The sequence below is a fragment of the Paracoccus sediminicola genome, from assembly GCF_027912835.1.
GTDB classification, from domain to species: Bacteria; Pseudomonadota; Alphaproteobacteria; order Rhodobacterales; family Rhodobacteraceae; genus Paracoccus; species Paracoccus sediminicola.
The window spans coordinates 1433980-1454462 of record NZ_CP115768.1 but is presented as its reverse complement, the minus strand read 5'-3'; the positions used below and the strand labels follow the sequence as shown (position 1 = coordinate 1454462).

General features: G+C 62.9%; 19 protein-coding genes. 11 read left to right on the top strand and 8 right to left on the bottom strand.

Going from position 1 to position 20483, the window contains the following annotated elements; genetic code table 11:
• Positions 1-53: 53 nt before the first annotated feature.
• Positions 54-1451 (top strand): cellulase family glycosylhydrolase, encoded by a 1398-nt coding sequence (locus PAF18_RS07125; RefSeq protein ID WP_271117906.1) that lies wholly within the window; start codon positions 54-56, stop codon positions 1449-1451.
• Here the strand turns inward: PAF18_RS07125 and PAF18_RS07120 are convergent, their stop codons facing one another.
• On the bottom strand, positions 1452-2597 hold the full coding sequence (locus PAF18_RS07120; protein WP_271117905.1) for a glycosyltransferase: 1146 nt from the start codon (positions 2595-2597) through the stop codon (positions 1452-1454).
• On the bottom strand, positions 2590-3531 hold the full coding sequence (locus tag PAF18_RS07115) for a glycosyltransferase family 2 protein (RefSeq protein ID WP_271117904.1): 942 nt from the start codon (positions 3529-3531) through the stop codon (positions 2590-2592). The genes PAF18_RS07120 and PAF18_RS07115 overlap by 8 nt, the downstream gene beginning before the upstream one ends.
• Positions 3532-3777: 246 nt before the next feature.
• Here PAF18_RS07115 and PAF18_RS07110 point away from each other — a divergent pair, with 246 nt between their 5' ends.
• The 4 genes from PAF18_RS07110 (at position 3778) to PAF18_RS07095 (ending at position 8398) form a co-directional block, all read left to right on the top strand.
• Complete coding sequence (locus PAF18_RS07110; protein WP_271117903.1) at positions 3778-4827, top strand: glycosyltransferase family 2 protein; 1050 nt, start codon at positions 3778-3780, stop codon at positions 4825-4827.
• Positions 4828-5121: 294 nt separating this feature from the next.
• A complete protein-coding gene (locus PAF18_RS07105) occupies positions 5122-6132 on the top strand; it encodes a Wzz/FepE/Etk N-terminal domain-containing protein (RefSeq protein ID WP_271117902.1) in 1011 nt (336 codons plus the stop codon).
• On the top strand, positions 6129-7010 hold the full coding sequence (locus PAF18_RS07100) for a glycosyltransferase (protein ID WP_271117901.1): 882 nt from the start codon (positions 6129-6131) through the stop codon (positions 7008-7010). Before PAF18_RS07105 ends, PAF18_RS07100 begins: the two co-directional genes overlap by 4 nt.
• A complete protein-coding gene (locus tag PAF18_RS07095; protein WP_271117900.1) occupies positions 7007-8398 on the top strand; it encodes an O-antigen ligase family protein in 1392 nt (463 codons plus the stop codon). The genes PAF18_RS07100 and PAF18_RS07095 overlap by 4 nt, the downstream gene beginning before the upstream one ends.
• Here the strand turns inward: PAF18_RS07095 and PAF18_RS07090 are convergent.
• Together PAF18_RS07090 and PAF18_RS07085 are read right to left on the bottom strand one after the other, a co-directional pair.
• On the bottom strand, positions 8379-9074 hold the full coding sequence (locus PAF18_RS07090) for a sugar transferase (RefSeq protein WP_271117899.1): 696 nt from the start codon (positions 9072-9074) through the stop codon (positions 8379-8381). The genes PAF18_RS07095 and PAF18_RS07090 overlap by 20 nt on opposite strands.
• 417 nt (positions 9075-9491) lie before the next feature.
• The gene (locus tag PAF18_RS07085) at positions 9492-10454 is read right to left on the bottom strand and encodes a LysR family transcriptional regulator (protein WP_271117898.1); all 963 of its coding nucleotides are present in this window, start codon (positions 10452-10454) and stop codon (positions 9492-9494) included.
• Between the two features lie 135 nt (positions 10455-10589).
• Here PAF18_RS07085 and chvE point away from each other — a divergent pair, with 135 nt between their 5' ends.
• From chvE to PAF18_RS07055, 6 genes are read left to right on the top strand one after another with little or no spacing between them, the layout of a single operon-like run.
• The gene (chvE, locus tag PAF18_RS07080) at positions 10590-11645 is read left to right on the top strand and encodes a multiple monosaccharide ABC transporter substrate-binding protein (protein ID WP_271117897.1); all 1056 of its coding nucleotides are present in this window, start codon (positions 10590-10592) and stop codon (positions 11643-11645) included.
• 55 nt (positions 11646-11700) lie between these two features.
• Positions 11701-13230 carry a multiple monosaccharide ABC transporter ATP-binding protein gene (gene mmsA, locus PAF18_RS07075; protein ID WP_271117896.1) on the top strand — a complete coding sequence of 510 codons (1530 nt, stop codon included), beginning with the start codon at positions 11701-11703 and terminating at the stop codon, positions 13228-13230.
• Positions 13231-13232: 2 nt separating this feature from the next.
• Complete coding sequence (gene mmsB, locus PAF18_RS07070; RefSeq protein ID WP_271117895.1) at positions 13233-14420, top strand: multiple monosaccharide ABC transporter permease; 1188 nt, start codon at positions 13233-13235, stop codon at positions 14418-14420.
• 3 nt (positions 14421-14423) lie between these two features.
• Positions 14424-15416 carry an AraD1 family protein gene (gene araD1, locus PAF18_RS07065; protein WP_271117894.1) on the top strand — a complete coding sequence of 331 codons (993 nt, stop codon included), beginning with the start codon at positions 14424-14426 and terminating at the stop codon, positions 15414-15416.
• 8 nt (positions 15417-15424) lie between these two features.
• On the top strand, positions 15425-17167 hold the full coding sequence (gene araD, locus PAF18_RS07060; RefSeq protein ID WP_271117893.1) for an L-arabinonate dehydratase: 1743 nt from the start codon (positions 15425-15427) through the stop codon (positions 17165-17167).
• The gene (locus PAF18_RS07055; RefSeq protein WP_271117892.1) at positions 17167-18078 is read left to right on the top strand and encodes a Gfo/Idh/MocA family protein; all 912 of its coding nucleotides are present in this window, start codon (positions 17167-17169) and stop codon (positions 18076-18078) included. The genes araD and PAF18_RS07055 overlap by 1 nt, the downstream gene beginning before the upstream one ends.
• Positions 18079-18399: 321 nt before the next feature.
• Here the strand turns inward: PAF18_RS07055 and PAF18_RS07050 are convergent, their stop codons facing one another.
• The 4 genes from PAF18_RS07050 to PAF18_RS07035 are packed head-to-tail and all read right to left on the bottom strand — an operon-like array spanning position 18400 to position 20479.
• Positions 18400-18759, bottom strand: a complete 360-nt coding sequence (locus PAF18_RS07050; RefSeq protein WP_271117891.1) for a hypothetical protein — start codon at positions 18757-18759, stop codon at positions 18400-18402.
• Positions 18756-19142 (bottom strand): response regulator, encoded by a 387-nt coding sequence (locus tag PAF18_RS07045; RefSeq protein ID WP_271117890.1) that lies wholly within the window; start codon positions 19140-19142, stop codon positions 18756-18758. Before PAF18_RS07045 ends, PAF18_RS07050 begins: the two co-directional genes overlap by 4 nt.
• 18 nt (positions 19143-19160) lie before the next feature.
• Positions 19161-20015: a CheR family methyltransferase gene (locus PAF18_RS07040; RefSeq protein WP_271117889.1), complete on the bottom strand. Its 855-nt coding sequence runs from the start codon at positions 20013-20015 to the stop codon at positions 19161-19163.
• Positions 20012-20479: a chemotaxis protein CheW gene (locus tag PAF18_RS07035; RefSeq protein ID WP_271117888.1), complete on the bottom strand. Its 468-nt coding sequence runs from the start codon at positions 20477-20479 to the stop codon at positions 20012-20014. The genes PAF18_RS07040 and PAF18_RS07035 overlap by 4 nt, the downstream gene beginning before the upstream one ends.
• Between the last annotated feature and the right edge of the window lie 4 nt (positions 20480-20483).

Genomic DNA, 20483 nt, shown 5'->3' with positions numbered 1-20483 from the left:
GATCGAGAGCAGAATTAATGCCCATAAGCAGAACTGTCCCTGGCCAGCTCGGCATGGCCACGCCTTTTGGCGACCTTCTTGGCAAGTCAACCGCCGAAATGAATGCCGAAATCGCGGATTACAAGGAACTCGGTGTGGACTGGGTCCGGCTGGATATCCACTGGAGCCTCGTGCAGCCGAAAGAGAATGGCGGCTTTGACTGGAGCCTCGTCGACAAGGTGTTCAATGCGCTTGACGCGGCGGGGATCAAGATCGCCGCGGTGCTGAACAACACCCCCGACTGGGTCAGCGAGAAGCTGAACTCGGCCGGCGACCGCCAGGCTTTTGCCGATTTTGCCGGTGCTGCGGCGCAACGCTATGGCGATATGGTGAACCATTGGGAAATCTTTAACGAACCCAATATGAAAGGCATCACCCCCGCCAATTATACCGACATGCTCAAGCGCAGCTATGACGCGATCAAGGCGGTCGACGGCGACGATACCGTCATCACCGGCGGTCTGGCGGCGGTGCCTTCGACCGGCAACGGGCTTTACGGAGCGGTCGATTATCTCGAGCAGATCTATGCGAATGGCGGCGGCGATTCCTTCGATGCGGTCGGCTATCACCCCTATACATTCCCGCTTTTCCCAAGCGACGACGAAGCCTGGAACGGCTGGGAAATCATGGAAGACGGCATCCGCGACGCGATGCTGGCCAATGGCGATGGCGACAAGCAGGTCTGGATGACCGAGCTGGGCGCGCCGACCTGGGGCCAGAATGTTACCGTCTCCGAGGCAGAGCAGGCACGTATCCTGCGCGAGGCGGTGGAGATCGCAAAGGATCTCGACTGGGCCGGGCCGATCATGTGGTTCGGATATCAGGATTCAGACATCGATCGCGGCTTCGGGCTCAAATATGCGGATGGGCGCGCAAAGGCTGCCTATGACCTGTTCAAAGAGCTCGGCAATGCCGATGACACGAACAGCAGCGTCGGAGGCTCGCTGATCGGCATCGACGAACAGACCGGCGGTTCGGGCTGGGACGTGCTGGACGGAACGGATAAGGACAGCCTGCTGATCGGCAAGGGCGGTCGTGATCGTCTGGACGGCAATGGCGGCGACGACATCCTCGACGGCGGCTCGGGCGATGACGTGCTGACCGGCGGTGCCGGCAGCGATCTGTTCGTGTTCAAGGCGAATATGGGCTGGGACCTGATCACCGATTTCAAGCGCGGTGCCGACAAGATAGACGTCAGCGGCGTGGACGCGAACAGCAATCGCAGCGGTGATCAGTCATTCGATTTTATCGGCGGAAACTGGTTGCGCGATGCCGAGGATCTCGGCGTCTATATCGACCGGGGTCAGAACAAGACCTATGTTCAGGGTGACACCAATGGCGATGGCGCCTTTGATTTCAGCATCGTGCTGAACGGGGCGGTGTCGCTGACCGAGGATGACTTCATCCTCTGATCAGGATCGGCCGGCGCCCTCATCCAGCAAGGCGGCATAGAGGGCGCCGACCTCACGCGCCATGCGCGCGGCGGTGTATCGCGACAGATAGCGCCGATAGCCGGCCTCGCCATAATCGCGAAGCTGCGCATCGCTGGTCTCGCGGATCATCGCGGTGATCTGGTCGGCATCGTCGGGGGTGAACAGCCTTCCCGTTTCACCATCGACGACGATATCCTGCAACCCTCCGACGCGGCTGGCGAATACGGCAAGCCGCGCCTGCATCGCCTCGACCGCGACCAGGCCGAACCCCTCCCACCGGGACGGCACCAGCAACAGATCGGCCTCGGCATAGAGCGCATAGACCTTGTCGCGCGGCTGCCAGCCGAGCAGTTGGACATTGTCCGGCAGCTCGGGAAGCTCGTCGGCAGAGACGATGGCGCTGCCGATGGCGATGGCGCGGGCCTCGTCGCCCAGAAGGCGCATCACCTCCAGAAACGTATCGTATCCCTTCTGCTCGTCGAAACGCCCGGCAAAAGCGATCAGCCGCGGCGCGTCCTCGGCTTTCGGCTCTGGGGCCGGTATGCCGGAGCGCTGGCTTACGCCGTTATCGATCACGCTCAGCTTTTCGGGTGCGATCCCGGCATGCAGCGCCTCTTGCCGCTCATAGTCCGAGATGCAGATGATCCGGTCGGTGACCCGGCTGAGCGCCCGCTCGACCCGCGCCACACCTTCCTGCATTCGCTTGCTGCCCCGGCGCGAGAAGGCCCAGCCATGCGGGCAATAGATGACCTTTGTGCCGCGCGGGATCAGCGGTGCCAGTGCGCGGATAGCCGCACCGGCGAAGCTGGAATGGATATGCAATATCTCGGGGCGGGTGCGGCGCAGATGGCGGATCACCCGCCAGCCGAGCCGCATGAGATCGGCCTTCGAGCCGCGTCGGTGCGGAAAGGCGATCATCTTGAAATTCGGCCCTTCGAGCCCGGCCAGCGCCTCGCGATTGACCTCGGGCGTCAGCAGCTCGATCTGCGTGTCCGGCATCCCGGCGATCTGTGCCGAGAGAAGCTCTTCGAGATAGGTGACCACCCCGCCAAGCGGCGCTTCGGTGACATGGACCACATGGCGCGGTGTGCGGCTCGGGGCGGTTTTGGCGAGGGTCTCAGCCATGACGGATCCTCACGATCAGATCCCGCAGGCGGCGATATCCGCCGGGCGCCACGCCGCGCATCAGGATCGCTGCCGCACGCTTGGCCGACAGCGCCCGCGCACTGATCGCGCGCCGCAGGATGCTCACGGCCCGGCCCGGTTCGCTGCGCGCGATTTCGGGGACCAGGAAGCGTGCCATGAACCCGCTCTCCGCGCGCTCGGTGAGCCGGGAGGATTGCAGCGCCACCCAGTCGCGCACCTCTTCGGGGCGGGTGGTATAGGACAGCCGTCCCACGGACTGGTCGTCATACCAGATGACCAGCGGATCGGGCAGCATCCGGAAATGCGCCCCCTCGGCTTCGAGGCGCAGGCAGAGATCCAGATCTTCGAGGCAGCGCAGGCTCTCATCGAAGCGGACCCGGTTCTGAAGCGCGCGGGGGACGACCAGCGTTGAGGTCTGCATCAGACCGTCCTCGGCGAAAAGATAATCGCCGACCGGCTCGTCGGGCCGGATGCCACGATCCGGCTTGACCATGCGGTTATCCGCGCTGCGATGGAAAAACAGTGGTGAATACCAGACGATCTGTTCCCCATCATCCGCCGAAGATATGGCCGCGCGAAACTGTGCCAGCTTTTCCGGCAGGAACTCGTCGTCGGAATCCAGAAAGGCGATGTAGTCACCCCGCGCCTCGGCGCTGCCCCGATTGCGCGCCGAGGATGCACCTGCGTTGTCCTGCCGGATGCAGCGGATACGCGGATCGCCCATCGCCTCGACCACCCCGGCGGTATCATCCGCCGAGCCGTCATCGACGACCACGATCTCGAAATTCGGTTCGGTCTGGGCGAGGCAGGATTCCAGCGTCCGCCGGATCTGTCCGGCGCGGTTATAGGCCGGAATGACCACCGAGAAAAACGGCACGGCGCCCTGAGCTTCGCGACTCGGTTCGGTCTGCATGATGTGGAATCCTCACTCGTTCCGGTGTCACGACGCAGCGTAAGGCAACGGTTTGCCCGGCCCGTACTGGCAAAAAAACAGCGCGCATCCTATGTGAACGCGCTGTCGCCGCAAGCCGTTTCAGCAGCACCGGAGCGGATCGGCAGAACAGTGCCGTCGCCATGTCGCATTTCTGTGGTTAATACTTCGGTGAATAAGGTAAACCATCTCATAAGGATGGCAGTGCGCTTCGCGCAGGATATTGAAGTGAAAGACGATTTCAAACTCTCTGTGGTTATTCCGAACCGGAACCGGGCCGATATGCTGCTGCGCGCGGTGCTGTCGCTGCGCGATCAGACCGAGGATGCGATCGAGATCATCGTTGTGGATGACGCGTCGGATCGGGATCTTTCGGCAGAGTATGGCTGGCTGGAAGGGCAAGGCGTCAGGGTTCTGCGCCAGCCCCGCCAGCTGCGCGGACCGGCGGCCCGAAATCGCGGCGCGCGCGAGGCGACGGGCAGCCATGTGAGCTTTCTCGATTCCGACGATATCTGGCTGCCGGGCCGCTATGACGAGATCCGCAGCTTCTATGCCCGCCACGAGAACGACCGCAAGGTGCTGGTCAGCGGCGCGGTGCTGCATATCCACGGCGAAATCCGTGAGGTGCATCAGCCGGAATGGCGCGCGGGAAGCAGCCTGGTCGACTATGCCTATCGCGATGCGGGGCGCGTGCAGACCTCGATGCTGACGATGCCCGCGGCAATCGCAGCCGAGTTTCCGTTCGACGAGACGCTTCGGGTCAATCAGGACACGGATCTGGCCATGCGGCTCGATCGGGCGGGGATCGGGTTCGAGATTTCGGACGTGCCGGGCATCGCCAAGGAAGAGACCCCGGCGGATCACCGCCTTACCAGCGGGGCCGAGACCGCAGACCTGTCGCATCAGTGGTATCTGCGCGAAAGCCATGACTGGTCGCGCGCGGCGAAATCCGGATATCACCTTCAGGATCGGGTCTGGCGCCTGCAGGATTCGGGGCGAATCGGCGCGGCTTCGCTGGCGCTGCTGCGGACGCTGTTTCCGCCGGTATCGCCGAAGGAAACTGCGCGCCGCGCGGTCAGCATGGCGCTCGGACCCAGGGGATATGCGGCGTTGCAAAGGCGAATGCGCAAGCGGCGTGCCTGTGACGAAACCCCTGCCGGACCCGTGCTGTCACGCTGGCAGGATCTCACCCGAGAGGCGAAGCGGATCTGCGCCAGTCTTGCGACCGGCAATGAGGGGCAGGGCGCGAGACCCCGGCCCGATGGGGGCGGTTCCTGACGCGACGTTCTCACGCCATCGGTGCCGGTTCACTCGGTTGTGTCTTTGCCAACGGTTCATCGTCGCTCGACCTCGGACGTTAAACTGCGTTAAGAGCATCCTTTAGGCGCGGATGATTTTCCGGGGCTGATCGGTTGTTGAAAGGTTACGACATGGGCGTCGGTTTCACCGCCCGCATTAAGGCGATGTCTCGGCCGCGACCGTGCCGGGAACGCGAAACGCCGACGCGGCGTTCCGCCCGCAACCACATCCCGCAAAGCGCCGCCGCCCCGTCCCTTCGTTCGGAAGTCTAAGATGCAGAAAGTCCCCCATTCCTTCACCATCGGCGATGTGTTCGTCGCGCTTCGGCGGTATTTCTTCCTGGTGCTGATCCTCACTCTGGCTTTTGGCGGCGGGGCGTATTTCGTCGCCACGCAGCTTCCGGAAACCTATTCTGCGACCGCGCGGCTGATTTCGGATGCGTCGCGCGCCGGGTTCATCACCATCAATGAAGACGCCGCTGACGAGGTCGGGGATGCCACCGCGACCTCGACCATGGTCGAGATCATCGGCACGCCGGTGGTGCTGAATCATGCGCTTGAGGCGATGTCGCCCGAGCTTCTGGCGTTGCTGGACGAGGCTGCCTATCCGCCAGACGAGCCGCGCGAGACCGAACCCACCGAGGAAGAGCGCCGCAAGGGGCTGCTGCGCAATCTTGGGCAAAATCTCGATCCCAGCAATAGCGGCCGGTCCTTCGTGGTGAATCTGCGCTACAACGCCGAAAGCCCCGTGCTCGCAGCCGGGGCGGCGAATGCGGTTGCGCAGGGCTATCTGAATTACCGGGTCGAGCTGCGCAACGCGGTCTATCAGGAAATGATGGATAATCTCGAAGTGCAGATCACCGAGCTGACCAACCGGCTGGAAGCCGCGGAACAGACAGCTCAGACCATGCGCGAGCGGGCGCGGCTGCTGAGCCAGCGCTCGGATACCTGGGTCGAGGGCGAGCAGGAAGAGGCGATCGCCGAGAATGCCGCGCTTTATGCCCGCCAGCGTGAGGCCGAGCGCGAGGTGGAGGCCACAGCCGTCGTCTATGAGCAGCTTCTGCTGGAACATCGCCAGATCCAGAGCCGGATGGGCGAGCCCGAGATCACCGTGCAGCTGTTCTCGCCCGCCGTGGTGCCGACACGTCCGAGCGGGTTCAACGCCAAGCCGGTGATCCTGGCGCTCGGGCTGATGACGGGTTTCCTTGTCGGTCTGACCGTCGCCATGATCCGGCTCGGCAGTCAGCGCCGCCGCGCCGCCCGATTGCAGGAGGCTGGTGCATGACCGACAGCGAGGAAAGCGCCGCGGGCAGGGCAGGCGCCGCCAATCTGGCGAGCGCCGAACTCGCCTCGCTGCCCCCCCACGAGGCTGTGCGTCCCGATATCTGCGTGCTGATCCCCGTGTTCAAGGATCAGCAAGGGCTGACCGAGACCCTCGATGTGCTGGCAGGGATCGAATTTCCCTTTGACATCGTGGTTGTCGATGACGGCTCGCCCGAGCCAATGAACGCGGCCGATCACGCCGGGGCGCATGAGGTGACCTTGCAGCGGCTGGATCGTAATCAGGGTATCGAGAATGCGCTTAATGCCGGGATCGAGACGATTTTCGCGCGCGGCTACCGTTATATCTCGCGGCTCGATTGCGGCGACCTGCCCCTGCCGGGCCGGTTTGAAAAGCAGTTCGCCTTCATGGAAGAAAATCCCGATATCGGCATGGTCGGAACCTGGGCGCGCTGCGTGAATGACGATGGTGAATATCTGTTCACGCTGCGCTTTCCGACCGATCCGGCCAAGATGCTTCGGCGCCAGCGCTACGTGCCCGCACTTCTGCACCCGACGATCATGATCCGCACCGAGGCGCTGCGCGAGATCGGACCCTATTCCGACCGGTATCGCACCGCCGAGGATTACGATCTTTTCGTGCGCATGGCCAAGCGCCACGGCATCGCCAATATTCCCGAGGTGCTGACCCAGTATATCGTCAGCGAAACCGGGACCACGGCGGCCAAGCGCAAGCGCAACCTGGTCTCGCGTCTGCGGGTGCAGCGGGACAATTTCGGCTGGACCGATCCGCATAGCTATCTGGGTATCGCGCGCACGCTGGCCTTCATGGCGATCCCCTTCGACTGGCTAACCTCGATCAAGAAGAAGGTCTGGCGATGACCGAGACCGCGGCCGGCCGTCTCGTGCCGCGCGCGGTGGTCGTCCTGATGGTCGTGGCGACCGTCTTCAACGACCTGCCGCCGATCCTTCCCGTGGGCGAGCTGGCCAAGGACGGTTTCATCTACATGATCCCCGTGGCCTTTCTGCTGTTCATGCGGAGACCTTCGATCATTGCGTTTCCGACCGGCTTCACCCTTCTGTTTCTTGGGTTCATCGGCGTAATCGTCGCCAGCGTGGTGGTCAATTACGACGAGATTTCCGTCGCCATGTTCAAGGGGCGCGGCGGAATGAGCCGGGTCATCACCCAGGGCATGATGGTGGCGCTTGGCCCGGTGGTCGCGCTGATGTTCTATAATCTGGTCCGCTACGGTCAGGCGCGCGACATCTCGCGCGGGGCTGCGGCGGGGTTGATTACGATGGCCGTCGTTGGCTTCTTCGAGGTCTCGTCCTGGTACGACATCCCCTTGCTGACGCAGATCCACGATGCCGCATCCGCGGTGATCCACGGCGAAGAGAGCGAGTTCTACCCGATCCGGATGCGGCTGACGACCTTCGAAGCCTCGTGGGCGGCGGTGATGCTGACCTTCATCTTTCCCTTCGCCATGACCCGAGCATCGACCCCGCTGCTGTTTTTCTACGGCGCCTTTGTCGCGACGGCGCTCGTGCTCACCCAGTCGCGCACGGCGATGCTGGTCATCGGTTTCCAGTTCCTCGTGCTGATCTGGACCCTGCTGCGCCGGCGTCGCGATCAGATGATCCAGCTCGTGACGGCGGGGTTTATCGGGCTTCTGGTGGTGATGAGCGTTCCCGATATTCAGCGCGGCGTGACCGAGGACATCGCCAATCTCATCGAATATGGCAGCACCGACGGGCTGATCGACACGACGCCCGGCGTGACCGAGAATTATTCCAATGTCACCCGTCTCGCCGCCATCGAGGCCGGCGTGTCGATGTTCGAGGAACGCCCCGTCCTCGGCGTCGGCTTCGGGCAATACGGCTTCAACTATCCGGCGCATGTCGGGATGGAAGCCATGCGGAGCTGGGAGGTGCGCAGCTATGTCACCGAGGCCGATATCGAGCTGGCATGGCCGCCCGCCTATTCACTGCATGTGCGGCTTCTCGCCGAGGTCGGCGTGGTCGGCTATCTGCTCTGGCTGGCGATCATCCTGCCGACGCTGTTCCGGTCGCTCTACTACGCGGATGGGGCGACCTATCTGGGCCGCATGCATCTGGCGGTGACGATGACGCTGATCGGGTGGATGCTGCTGGGGGCGAGTATCGACAGTTTCCGCTTTTTCGGCGGCTGGATCGCCCTGGGGGTGGGGCTGGCGCTTCCACGCCCGCCCCAAGGGTCATATCGCGGCGGCGTTACTTACCGGTCCGCTTGATCATGGTGACGACGGTCATGACCATGATGCGCAGGTCTTCCACCAGCGAGATGTCGCGTGCATAGGCCACATCCATCTGGACCCGCTCGCTATAGCTGACATCGTTGCGGCCGGTGGTCTGCCACAGACCGGTCAGACCGGGGCGCAGGCTCAGATAGGCCGGTGCGGCGTCGCCATAGCGCGGCAACTCGTCCCGCACGATGGGGCGGGGGCCGACAAGGCTCATTTCACCTTTCAGCACGTTCACCAGCTGCGGCAATTCGTCGAGGCTGGTCTTGCGCAGAAAGTCTCCGATTTTCGTGACGCGCGGGTCATTCGTCAGTTTCTGGGTTTCATCCCATTCGCGCTTTGCATCAGGCGACCTTGCAAGAATATCGTTCAGGCGCGACTCCGCATTGGCGACCATCGAGCGCAGCTTGATGCAACCAAAACTCTTGCCGTCCTGTCCAAGCCGCTTATGGACAAAGAAAGGTTTACCGCGATCGTGCAGAAAAATTATGAATCCGAGCACTGCCAGTATCGGAACAAGAACCATAAGAGCCATAAGGCTGACAATAACGTCAAAGGCGCGTTTGCCGCCTTTGCGATACCAGTCGCCGACCGGCCCATTGTTATTAAGATTGCTGCCGCCGTAGATACGACCGCCGCTAATTGTATGATTTGACATGCTATTCATAGCACTTCACCATTCTGTTGGGCGCCCGCTCATATTATCGCAGGCCGCGTTAACTTCTCTTAACGAGGTATAAGGCGCCAATTAGTCATGCGAAGTGAGTCTGTAAAGTGCTGCACTGCAGCGTAAAAATGTGAGGTAGAACGAACCGGTCGGTATAGTTATACACCGAAATAGCGGCAGATTACTCTTTCCGGTTGCGCTAACGTATGAGTTTTCACCTTGGAACCTATGGGTTCCATGATCTTTGAATTTCCAAGAATCCGGAAAAATCAGAGCCTTGTCATGAGGACGTCACAATTTCCTGGTGCAGTCGCAGAAATTTGATCTCTTGTGCGCACCACACAGGCTTCTCGCCTAAATAGTTAGAAAAATAATTCTCGATCGGCGGAATTTCGCTTCGAACCCGGTTTGGCGCTTTCACCCTGCGCCGCCAGGCCGCATCGCTAGCCCATCCGGTGCGTGCCGTGCCACGCTGTCGCGCAGCCGGGCGGCCAGAGGCGAGAGAGGGCGGCGTCTGAGGCTCAGCAGGAAATAGGGCGATACCCGGATTTCGCGGCGCATCCTCAACAGGGCGAAGCCGGCACTCACCGGCGGGGCGAGCAGAAGCTGCGCCACCTCGTCAGAGATCGGGGCGATGGCGTCGCTCTGGGCCAGATAGGCGATGGTCAGCAGAAGCGACGGGCTGTTGACGATGTTGCACGGCTCGGCCAGGCCCAGCGCGGCAAACGCATTCAGCGTCGCCTCGCGGATCGGGGCACCGCGCTGCTGCATGATCCATTCGTAATCGGACAGCTCGGTCAGGGTCACGGTTGGCGCACGTGCCAGCGGGTGCGCGGCGCGGACGATCATGCTGACCTTTTCATCCCGCATAGGCAGGATGTTCAGGTCGCGATTTTCGAACTCCGGCAGGATGCGGGCCAGAACGAAATCGAGCTCTCCGGCAATCAGCCCGGCCAGCAACTCGCGCGAGGGCATGACATCTACGGTGATATCCGCCTCTGGCGATTCCTGCTTCACCTCGCGGATCGCCGAGACGAGATAGCCGACCGCCGGTCCCGTCACCGCGCCGATATGCACCGAACCAGCCAGCCCGCCGCGCAGCGCGCGGATATCCGAGGCCATGCTGCTCATCTCGCGCAGGATCACGCGGGCGCGACGCAGCACGTTGCGGCCGATCTCGGTCAAGGCCATGCCTTTCGGCTGACGCAGAAACAGGGGCGCGCCGACCTGACGCTCGGTCTCGGCAAGCATCCGCGAGGCCGCTGGCTGGGTCATGGCGCATGCCTCGGCGGCAAGCTGAAGCTGGCCGGTCTCGGCAATCTCATGGATCAGCCGAAGCTGCGCAGGCTTGAGCATCAGGCGCGAGGGGGTGGTCGTCATACCATCTTTGCTATGCAGTTTGTGCTGAATCTCATTTTACCCATATGACACCCCATTGCTACGCTTTTCCCGGAGCCCGTTTTCAGGGTGCCAATCCAAAAAGGCGCGGCAGGGACCGCCGCAGGGAGGACAATCATGAAGATCAGAAACGCAGCGGTTGCGCTGGCGCTTGGCGTCTCGACGCTGGCCGGGGCGGCCATGGCGCAGACCGTGGGCATCTCGATGCCGACGAAATCATCGGCCCGCTGGATCGATGACGGCAACAACATGGTCAAGCAGTTCGAAGAGGCGGGCTACGAGACCGATCTGCAATATGCCGAGGACGACATCCCGAACCAGCTCGCCCAGGTCGAGAACATGATTACCAAGGGCGTCGATGCTCTGGTGATCGCGGCCATTGACGGGACCACCCTGTCCAACGCGCTTGCCAATGCCGCCGCCTCGGGGATCGAGGTGATCGCCTATGACCGGCTGATCCGCGATACGCCGGATGTCAGCTATTACGCCACATTCGACAATTTCCAGGTCGGCGTGACGCAGGCCAATTCGCTGGTGCAGGGCCTCGAAGAGCGTTTCCCCGACGTCTCGCCCTGGAATGTCGAACTGTTCGGCGGCAGCCCTGACGACAACAACGCCTATTTCTTCTATGACGGCGCGATGTCGGTGCTTCAGCCGATGATCGACGATGGCAGCATCGAGATCGTTTCGGGCCAGATGGGCATGGACACGGTCGGCACGCTGCGTTGGGACCCGGCCACGGCGCAGGCGCGGATGGATAACATCCTGTCGGCAAACTATACCGACAAGCAGGTGCATGGCGTGCTCTCGCCCTATGACGGGCTGTCGATCGGTATCCTGTCCTCGCTGAAAGGCGTGGGCTACGGCTCGGGGGATATGCAGATGCCCATCGTCACCGGTCAGGACGCCGAGGTGCAGTCGGTCAAGTCGATCATCGCCGGTGAGCAGTATTCGACCGTGTTCAAGGACACGCGCGAACTCGCCCGCGTCACGGTGGGCATGGTCGAGGCGCTGCTGAACGACGGCGAGCCCGAGATCAACGACACCGAAACCTATGATAACGGCGTCAAGGTCGTGCCCTCCTTCCTGCTGGAGCCGGTGGGCGTCGATGCCTCGAACTGGGAAGAGGTGCTGCTCGATTCCGGCTATTACGAAGCCAGCGAGATCGAGTGACCCGGATCGGGGCCGCGCATCGCCGCGGCCCCGTCTCTGCCAGCGGAGGCTGCCCATGACCGCGCTTCTCGAAATGCGCAACATCACCAAGACATTTCCGGGCGTGAAAGCGCTGGACAATGTCAGCATCGAGGTCCGCGAGGGCGAGATCCATGCCATCTGCGGCGAGAACGGCGCCGGGAAGTCGACCCTGATGAAGGTGCTGTCGGGCGTCTATCCCGTCGGCAGCTATGACGGAGAGATCGTCTATGACGGCGATCAGGCCGAGTTTCGCGGCATTCGCGACAGCGAGGATCGCGGCATCATCATCATACATCAGGAACTCGCGCTCGTGCCGCTTCTGTCGATTGCCGAGAATATCTTCCTCGGTAATGAACAGGCCAGCGGCGGTGTCATCAACTGGCCCGAAACCTTTCAGAGAACCGAGGGGCTTCTGGCCAAGGTCGGGCTGCGCGAGGCGCCCGGCACCAAGGTCGACAGCCTCGGCGTCGGCAAGCAGCAGCTCGTCGAGATCGCCAAGGCCTTGTCCAAGAACGTGCGGCTGCTGATCCTGGACGAGCCCACCGCCGCGCTGTCGGAATCGGACAGCCAGGCGTTGCTGGATCTTCTGCTGGAATTGAAGGAACAGGGCGTCACCTCGATCATCATCAGCCACAAGCTGAACGAGGTGCGCCGCGTGGCCGACAGCGTGACCGTGATCCGCGACGGCGCGACGATTTCCACCATCGATGCGCGCGGGGGTGATCTGACCGAGGACCGGATCGTCCGCGACATGGTCGGGCGCGACATGGCGCATCGCTATCCCGAACGCGAGCGGCGGGCGGGCGAACTGGTCTTCGAACTGCGCAACTGGAATGTCTTCCACCCCGAACATGCCGACCGGCAGGTGATCGAGGATCTGTCGATGAATGTCCGCGCCGGCGAGGTGGTGGGCATTGCCGGGCTGATGGGCGCGGGCCGGACCGAGCTGGCGATGAGCGTGTTCGGGCGGTCCTATGGCCGCAATATCTCGGGCGAGGCGCTGATGCATGGTCGGCCCGTCGATGTCTCGACGGTGGATCGCGCGATCAATGCCGGGCTCGCCTATGTCACCGAAGATCGCAAGACGCTTGGTCTCATCCTCGAGGACACGATCCGGCGCAACACGGTTCTGGCCAATCTCGACGGCGTTTCGACGCGGGGCGTGGTCGATGAGAACCGCGAAACCGAGGTGGCCGAGAAATATCGCAGCGCGATGCGCATCCGCACGCCGTCGGTGTTTCAGAAAGTGATGAATCTGTCGGGCGGCAATCAGCAGAAGGTGGTGCTGTCCAAATGGCTGTTCACCGAGCCGGAACTGCTGATCCTCGACGAACCGACGCGCGGCATCGATGTCGGCGCGAAATATGAAATCTACAGCATCATCAACGAGCTCAGCGCGGCGGGGAAGGCGGTCATCATGATCTCGTCGGAAATGCCCGAGCTTCTGGGCATGTGCGACCGCATCTATGTGATGAACGAGGGGCGTTTCGTGGGCGAGCTTGATGCGGATGCGGCGAGCCAGGAATCGATCATGTCGCTGATCGTCCGGGACAAGGGGGAATAGGGATGGAACAGGCAGATCGCGCTACCGGCATCGGCATCGGCGCGTATATCGGACGGCATCTCCGCGAATACGGGCTGCTCTTTGCGCTTATCGCGATCATGGTTTTCTTCCAGGTCGTGACTGACGGGGTGCTGCTGCGCCCGGTCAACATCACCAATCTGTTCCTTCAGAACAGCTATATCATCATCATGGCTCTCGGCATGTTGCTGGTGATCGTCGGCGGCAATATCGACCTCTCGGTTGGCTCGGTGATGGGCTTCATCGGCGCGCTTGCGGCGGTGATGATCGTCAGTTGGGATCTGCCGGTCGGCGTCGCCATCATCGGCTGCCTCATCACCGGCATGGCCATCGGGGCGGTGCAGGGCTATTTCGTCGCCTATTGGAAAATTCCCTCCTTCATCGTGACGCTTGCGGGGATGCTGGTGTTTCGCGGCCTGTCGCTATGGCTGTTGGCGGGTCAGTCGATCGGCCCGTTCCCGAACAGCTTCCAGGCGCTCTCGACCGGCTTCATCCCGGATCTCTTCGGCGTCGGCCGCCCGAATGCGCTGGCCCTTGCCGTCGGCGCCGTGGCGGTGCTGCTGATCCTGTGGCTGGGCCTGCGCACACGTGCCCGCAACAGCCGCTATGGGATCGAGGACGAGCCCTGGGGGCTGTTCCTGATCCGCAATGCCATCGTCGCTGCGGCGCTGCTGTTCGTGACCTGGAAACTGGCGTGGTTCCGGGGGCTTCCGAACGTGCTTCTGTCAATGGTCATCCTGACGGTGGTCTATGTCTTCGTCACCGAACGCACCACGCTGGGCCGCCGCGTCTATGCCGTCGGCGGCAATGCCAAGGCCGCAAAGCTTTCGGGCATAAGGACCGAGCGGCTGACCTTCCTGACCTTCGTGAATATGGGACTTCTGGCCGCGCTCGCCGGGCTGATCTTTGCCGCGCGGCTGAACACCGCCACGCCCAAGGCCGGCTTCGCGGTGGAACTGGACGTGATCGCCGCCGTCTTCATCGGCGGGGCATCCATGGCCGGCGGCTCGGGCAAGATCGTGGGCGCGGTGGTCGGCGCCTTCATCATGGGCGTGATGAATAACGGCATGTCGATCCTCGGCATCGGCATCGACTACCAGCAGGTCATCAAGGGCCTGGTGCTGCTCGCCGCCGTGTTCTTCGATGTCTACAACAAGAACAAAGAGGTCTGAGTGATGCATCTCTCGCAACTGAAGCTGCCGGATGGCAGCCGTGCGGTGGCGTGCCGCGAGGGCGACGCAGCCCATATCGTCCCCGGTGCCAAGACCAGCCGTGATCTGGCCCTCGCCGCCATCGCCGCGGGACGCAGCCTCGCCGCCGAGGTGACGCAGCGCGGGCAGGGCGACGCGGTCGACCTTCACACCGCGCTGTCCGAGGGGCGGATCCTGCTGCCGGTCGATCATCCCGATCCGGCGCATCTGCATCTGACCGGCACCGGCCTGACCCATCTGGGCTCGGCCGCGACGCGCGATGCGATGCACCAGAAGGAGCAGACAGCCGAGGATCTTACCGACTCGATGAAGATGTTCCGCATGGGGCTGGAGGGCGGCAAGCCGCAACCCGGTGAGATCGGTGCGCAACCCGAATGGTTCTATAAGGGAAACGGCTTCGCAGCGGTGGCGCCGGGTGCGGCGCTTCGCTCGCCCGGCTTCGCGCTCGATGCGGGAGAAGAGCCGGAGATCGCCGGGATCTATCTCATCGCCGATGATGGGCTTCCGTTCCGCATGGGCTTCGCGCTCGGCAATGAATTCTCGGATCATGTGACCGAGCGGGGCAATTATCTCTGGCTCGCCCATTCCAAGCTGCGGCCGGCCAGTTTCGGCCCCGAGCTGCTGATCGGCGAGCTGCCGGACCACGTCGAGGGCCACAGCCGCCTGTATCGCGATGGCGCGACGATCTGGGAAAAGCCGTTCCTGTCGGGCGAGGCGAACATGTCTCACAGCCTCGCCAATCTGGAACATCATCACTTCAAATACGACCAGTTCCGCCAGCCCGGGGACGTGCATGTGCATTTCTTCGGCACCGCGACGCTGTCCTTCGCCGACGGCGTGTCCACCCGGCCCGGCGACGAGTTCGAGATCGCCTGTCCCGCCTTCGGCCTGCCGCTGCGCAACGTGTTGACCCAGCAAAACCACGATCCGGCTCCGGTCGCGGTCGCAACACTCTGAGAGACAATATGAGCTTTACCCCGGCGAAATGGCCCCGCAAGCTGCGTTCTCAGGAATGGTTCGGCGGCACCTCGCGCGACACGATCTATCACCGCGGCTGGCTGAAGAATCAGGGCTATCCGCATGACCTTTTCGACGGCCGCCCGGTGATCGGGATCCTGAACACATGGTCGGACCTGACGCCCTGCAACGGCCATCTGCGCGAACTGGCCGAAAAGGTGAAGGCGGGCGTTTGGGAGGCAGGGGGATTTCCCGTCGAAGTGCCGGTCTTTTCGGCGTCGGAAAACACTTTCCGCCCGACCGCGATGATGTTCCGCAACCTCGCCGCCCTGTCGATCGAGGAACAGATCCGCGGCCAGCCCATCGACGGGGCGGTTCTGCTGGTCGGCTGCGACAAGACCACGCCCAGCCTGCTGATGGCTGCGGCCTCGACCGATATTCCCTCCATCGTGGTCACCGGCGGGCCGATGCTGAACGGCTATTTCCGCGGAGAGCGTGTCGGCTCGGGCACGCATCTCTGGAAATTCTCCGAGGCGGTGAAGGCCGGCGAGATGACGCAGGGCGAGTTTCTGGAGGCCGAACAATCCATGAGCCGTTCCTCGGGCAGCTGCAACACCATGGGCACGGCCAGCACGATGGCCTCGATGGCCGAGGCGCTTGGCATGGCGCTGTCCGGCAATGCCGCGATTCCCGCCGTGGACAGCCGACGGCGTGTCATGGCGCAGCTTTCGGGGCGGCGCATCGTTCAGATGGTGAAAGACGATCTGAAGCCCTCGGATATCCTCACCAAACAGGCTTTCGAAAACGCCATCCGCACCAACGGCGCGATCGGCGGTTCGACCAACGCCGTGATTCATCTGCTGGCGCTTGCCGGGCGGGTCGGTCTGGATCTCAATCTGGATGATTGGGACCGCTGCGGGCGCGACGTGGCGACCATCGTGAACCTGATGCCGTCGGGCAAGTATCTCATGGAGGAGTTCTTCTATGCCGGCGGCCTGCCCGTCGTGCTGAAACGTCTGGGCGAGGGCGGGCAGCTGCATCGCGACGCGCTGACGGTCAGCGGCACGACAATATGGGACGAGGTCCGCGACGTCGTGAATCACAACGAGGATGTGATCCTGCCGCTTGACAAGGCGCTGACCGCGCAAGGCGGCATCGCCGTGCTGCGCGGCAATCTGGCGCCGAAGGGCGCGGTCCTGAAACCCTCGGCCGCCTCGCCGCATCTGCTCACCCATCGCGGGCGTGCGGTGGTTTTCGAGGATATCGACGACTACAAGGCGCGGATCGGCGACGACGCGCTCGACATCGACGAAAACTGCGTGATGGTTCTGAAGAATTGCGGTCCAAAAGGGTATCCCGGCATGTCCGAGGTCGGCAATATGGGCCTGCCGCCGAAGCTGCTGAAGAAGGGGATCACCGACATGGTGCGGATTTCGGATGCGCGCATGTCCGGGACCGCCTATGGCACGGTGGTGCTGCATACATCGCCCGAGGCGGCGGCGGGAGGTCCGCTGGCGGTCGTCCGCGATGGCGACATGATCGAGCTGGACGTGCCGAACCGGCGTCTGCATCTCGAGATTTCCGAGGCCGAGCTTGACGCGCGGCTGGCCGAGTGGCAGCCCAGCCACGAGCAGGCTGAAAGCGGCTATGCCTGGCTGCATCAGCAGCATGTGATGGGTGCCGATACCGGCGCCGATCTGGATTTTCTTCAGGGATGCCGGGGCAATCCGGTGGGACGGGACAGCCATTGATGAAACTCGCACTCGTCGGAATCGGCAAGATTGCACGCGATCAGCATGTGCCGGCCCTCGCCGGCAGCCCTGACTGGGAACTGGCCGCGACCGTCTCTCGCAGTGGCAAGGTCGAGAAGGTGCAGGATTTTCTCCGCATCGAGGATATGTTGCAGGCGCGGCCCGATATCGAGACGGTGAGCCTCTGCCTGCCGCCGGTGCCGCGCTTTGCCGCCGCCGAGGCCGCGATCAGGGCAGGGCGGCATGTCATGCTGGAAAAGCCGCCGGGCGCGACGCTCTCTGAAGTGCATGAGCTGAAACGCCTCGCCGAACGGCAGGGGGTGAGTCTGTTCGCGACCTGGCACAGCCGCATGGCCGAAGCGGTCGCGCCCGCGAAATCGCACCTGTCCGGGCAGCGTATCCTTGGCGGTCGGATCACCTGGCGCGAGGATGTGCGCAAATGGCATCCCGGGCAGGAGTGGATCTTCAATGCCGGCGGGATGGGCGTGTTCGATCCGGGCATCAATGCGCTCTCGATCCTGACCGAAATTTTGCCGGACCCGGTCCATCTCGCATGGGCCGAGCTGGATTTCCCCAAGAACCGCCAGGCTCCCATCGCTGCGCGGCTGGCCTTCAGCAGCAACATCGAGGCGGATTTCGATTTCCGTCAGGAGGGGCCGCAGACCTGGGACATGGAGTTCGAGACAGGGACAGGCACGCTCGCGCTGCGCATGGGCGGCAACGTGCTGGAAATCGACGGTGCGCGCGTTGGCGGCGCGGACAGCATCATGGGCGAGTATCCCGCGCTCTATGCCCGCATGGCCGGGCTGGTGCGCGACGGCGCGTCCGATGTGGATCTGTCGCCGATGGTGCTGGCCGCCGACGCCTTCACCCTCGGCCGCCGCAACAGCGTAGAGCCTTTTGAGTTCTGAGCCCGCTGGAATTTTCCGGAGGCGGGCGGGCTTCGATGCGCCGGGTCGCAAGACGAACAGGAGCGCCGTCCCTTATTTGCGAGCTTCGCCGCTTTGCGCGCTTTCTCGACCCGATCTGTTGCGATCAGTTGCGATGCGCAGGGGCCACAGGCAGTAAAGAAGAGCGGCGTCGGGCAGCAAACACAGGAAAAGCCGGCTGGCCTGGAGCGGCGCCCTATCGAGTCCGAACTTGCAGCAAAACCCGCAACCGGCGATCCCGCGCCCGGATGCTCGGCATCGAGCGGCACCCCCTTTCCTCCTCGAATTCTCCGGCTCGCGGCTTCAGAAAAACTCCGCCTCTCCTTCCTGCGGCAGGGCGGCCCTTCCATCGGTCAGGGCGCGGCGGACCTGTTCGAGCTTGACCTCGCCGAGCACCGCATCGCCATCGCCGAGATCGCCCGGAAGCGGCAGGGCCGAGACCGAGTGCAAAACGCCCGAAACATCCTCGAGTGACTGGGTCAGACGATCGAGCGCCTGCAACAGCATCACGTCGAAGGGCTGCACGCTCTCATCGCTGTTCGAGGCCAGCACCTCGGTCAGATGCGCCTGCACCGCGCGGGCATCGCCTGCCGCATCGGCCAGCACGAAGGCGGTGTTTTCCAGCATCCGCACCACCGGAAACTGAGCTTGCGGCATCGTCATAGGCGACCGACCACGGCTTCGAGACAGGCTTTCAGATCCGGCGCGCCGAAAGGCTTCTTGATGAAATTATTCATCCCCAGAGCCTTGCCGCTATCCACGATTTCCTTGTCCGCCTTGCCGGTGATCAGGATGAATCCGACCCCCTTCGTCTTGGGATTTCCACGCAGATGGCGCAGCAGCTCGATCCCGTCCATGCCGGGCATGTTGTAATCGGACAGCACCAGATGCGCTGGCTTCTTCGCGATGAGGTCGAGCGCCTCCGGCCCGCTTGCCGCATGATGGATATTCGCAATGCCCATCGTCTCGAGCGCCTGCACGATGAGACCTCGGCTGGTCGACATGTCGTCGACGACGAGGATATGGATCTGATCTTTGAGGCTCATCTCTCTCTCCGGAGCTGGTCAGTTCGGTTTCTGATAGGCGGTGATCCCGCTTGGGCGCAGCAGGTGATGCATCTCGGCTGGCACACGCTCGGAATGACCGATCAGCAGCCAGCCGCCGGGCCTCAGCGATGCGTGAAATTTCAGCCAGAGCGATCTCTGCGTGTCCTGATCGAAATAGATTGCGACGTTGCGGCAGAAGATGACGCTGAATCCCTGCGCGACCGGCCAGGCCGAGTTCAGATTGACCTGCCGAAACTCCACCATCGAGCGGACGGGTGCGGCCAGTTCAATCTCTTCGGATGCCGCCGGTTCATGCACCGGGCGGAAATAGCGGGCCTGCATTTCGGGCGGGACGGCTGTCAGGTCGCTGCGGCGATAGCGGCCGCTGCGCGCCTTGGACAGGATGCAGCTGTCGATGTCGGAGGCCAGGATACGCGTCCGCTCGGCCAGCTCTGGACGGCGGTCGAGAATGCTCAGCGCGATGGAATAGGGTTCCTGACCGCTGCTGCAACCTGCCGACCAGATCAGGGTTTTCGCGCCTTGCGGCTGTGCGGGCGTCACCCCGGGCAGGATCCGGTCTGTCAGCATCGAGAAGTGATGCTTCTCGCGGAAAAAGCTGGTCACATTGGTGGTCAGCGATGAAATGAAATGCTCTCGCTCGGCGCTGCCGGCGACCCCGCCGACCAGCCGGAGATACTCTGCCATAGACGTCAGCTTCAGTGTTGCGAGACGCTTCTGGAGACGGGCGCGGATCATGCTGCGCTTCTCCGGCCCGATCACGATCCCGGAATACGCATAGATGGTTTTCCGTAACTGCTCGAATTCCTGGTCGTTCATCGACCAGCTGACGGAGGAGAAGGCAGGGTGATTCATGCCGCGTCCCGGGTGTCGCGCGGCAGAACCACCGAAAGATCCAGGACGCGGATCAGCTTGCCTTCGACGAGAAGCAAGGATTCCACGCAGCGCGACGACGGGTCGGCGCCGATATCGGGCGGGCTCTGCATGTCTTCGCGCGGGGCGGTCAGAATATCAGAGACCGCGTCGACCAGAAGCCCGGCCATCTCGTCGCCGATGCTGACCACGACGATGACGTTGCGCTCGACCGGCTCGATTGCGTCCATTCCCAGCCGCGCCGACAGATCCACCACCGGCAGCACGGTGCCGCGGAGATTGATGACGCCTTTGACATGGGGTGGAGAATAGGGCAGCGGCGTCGCCTTGGTCCAGCCGCGGATCTCGCGGACGGACATGATGTCGACGCAATATTCCTGTTCGCCGATGCGGAAGGAGAGAAGCTCGAGATCCTCATCATGGGTGAGATGCGCTGTGTCGGTCATGGGC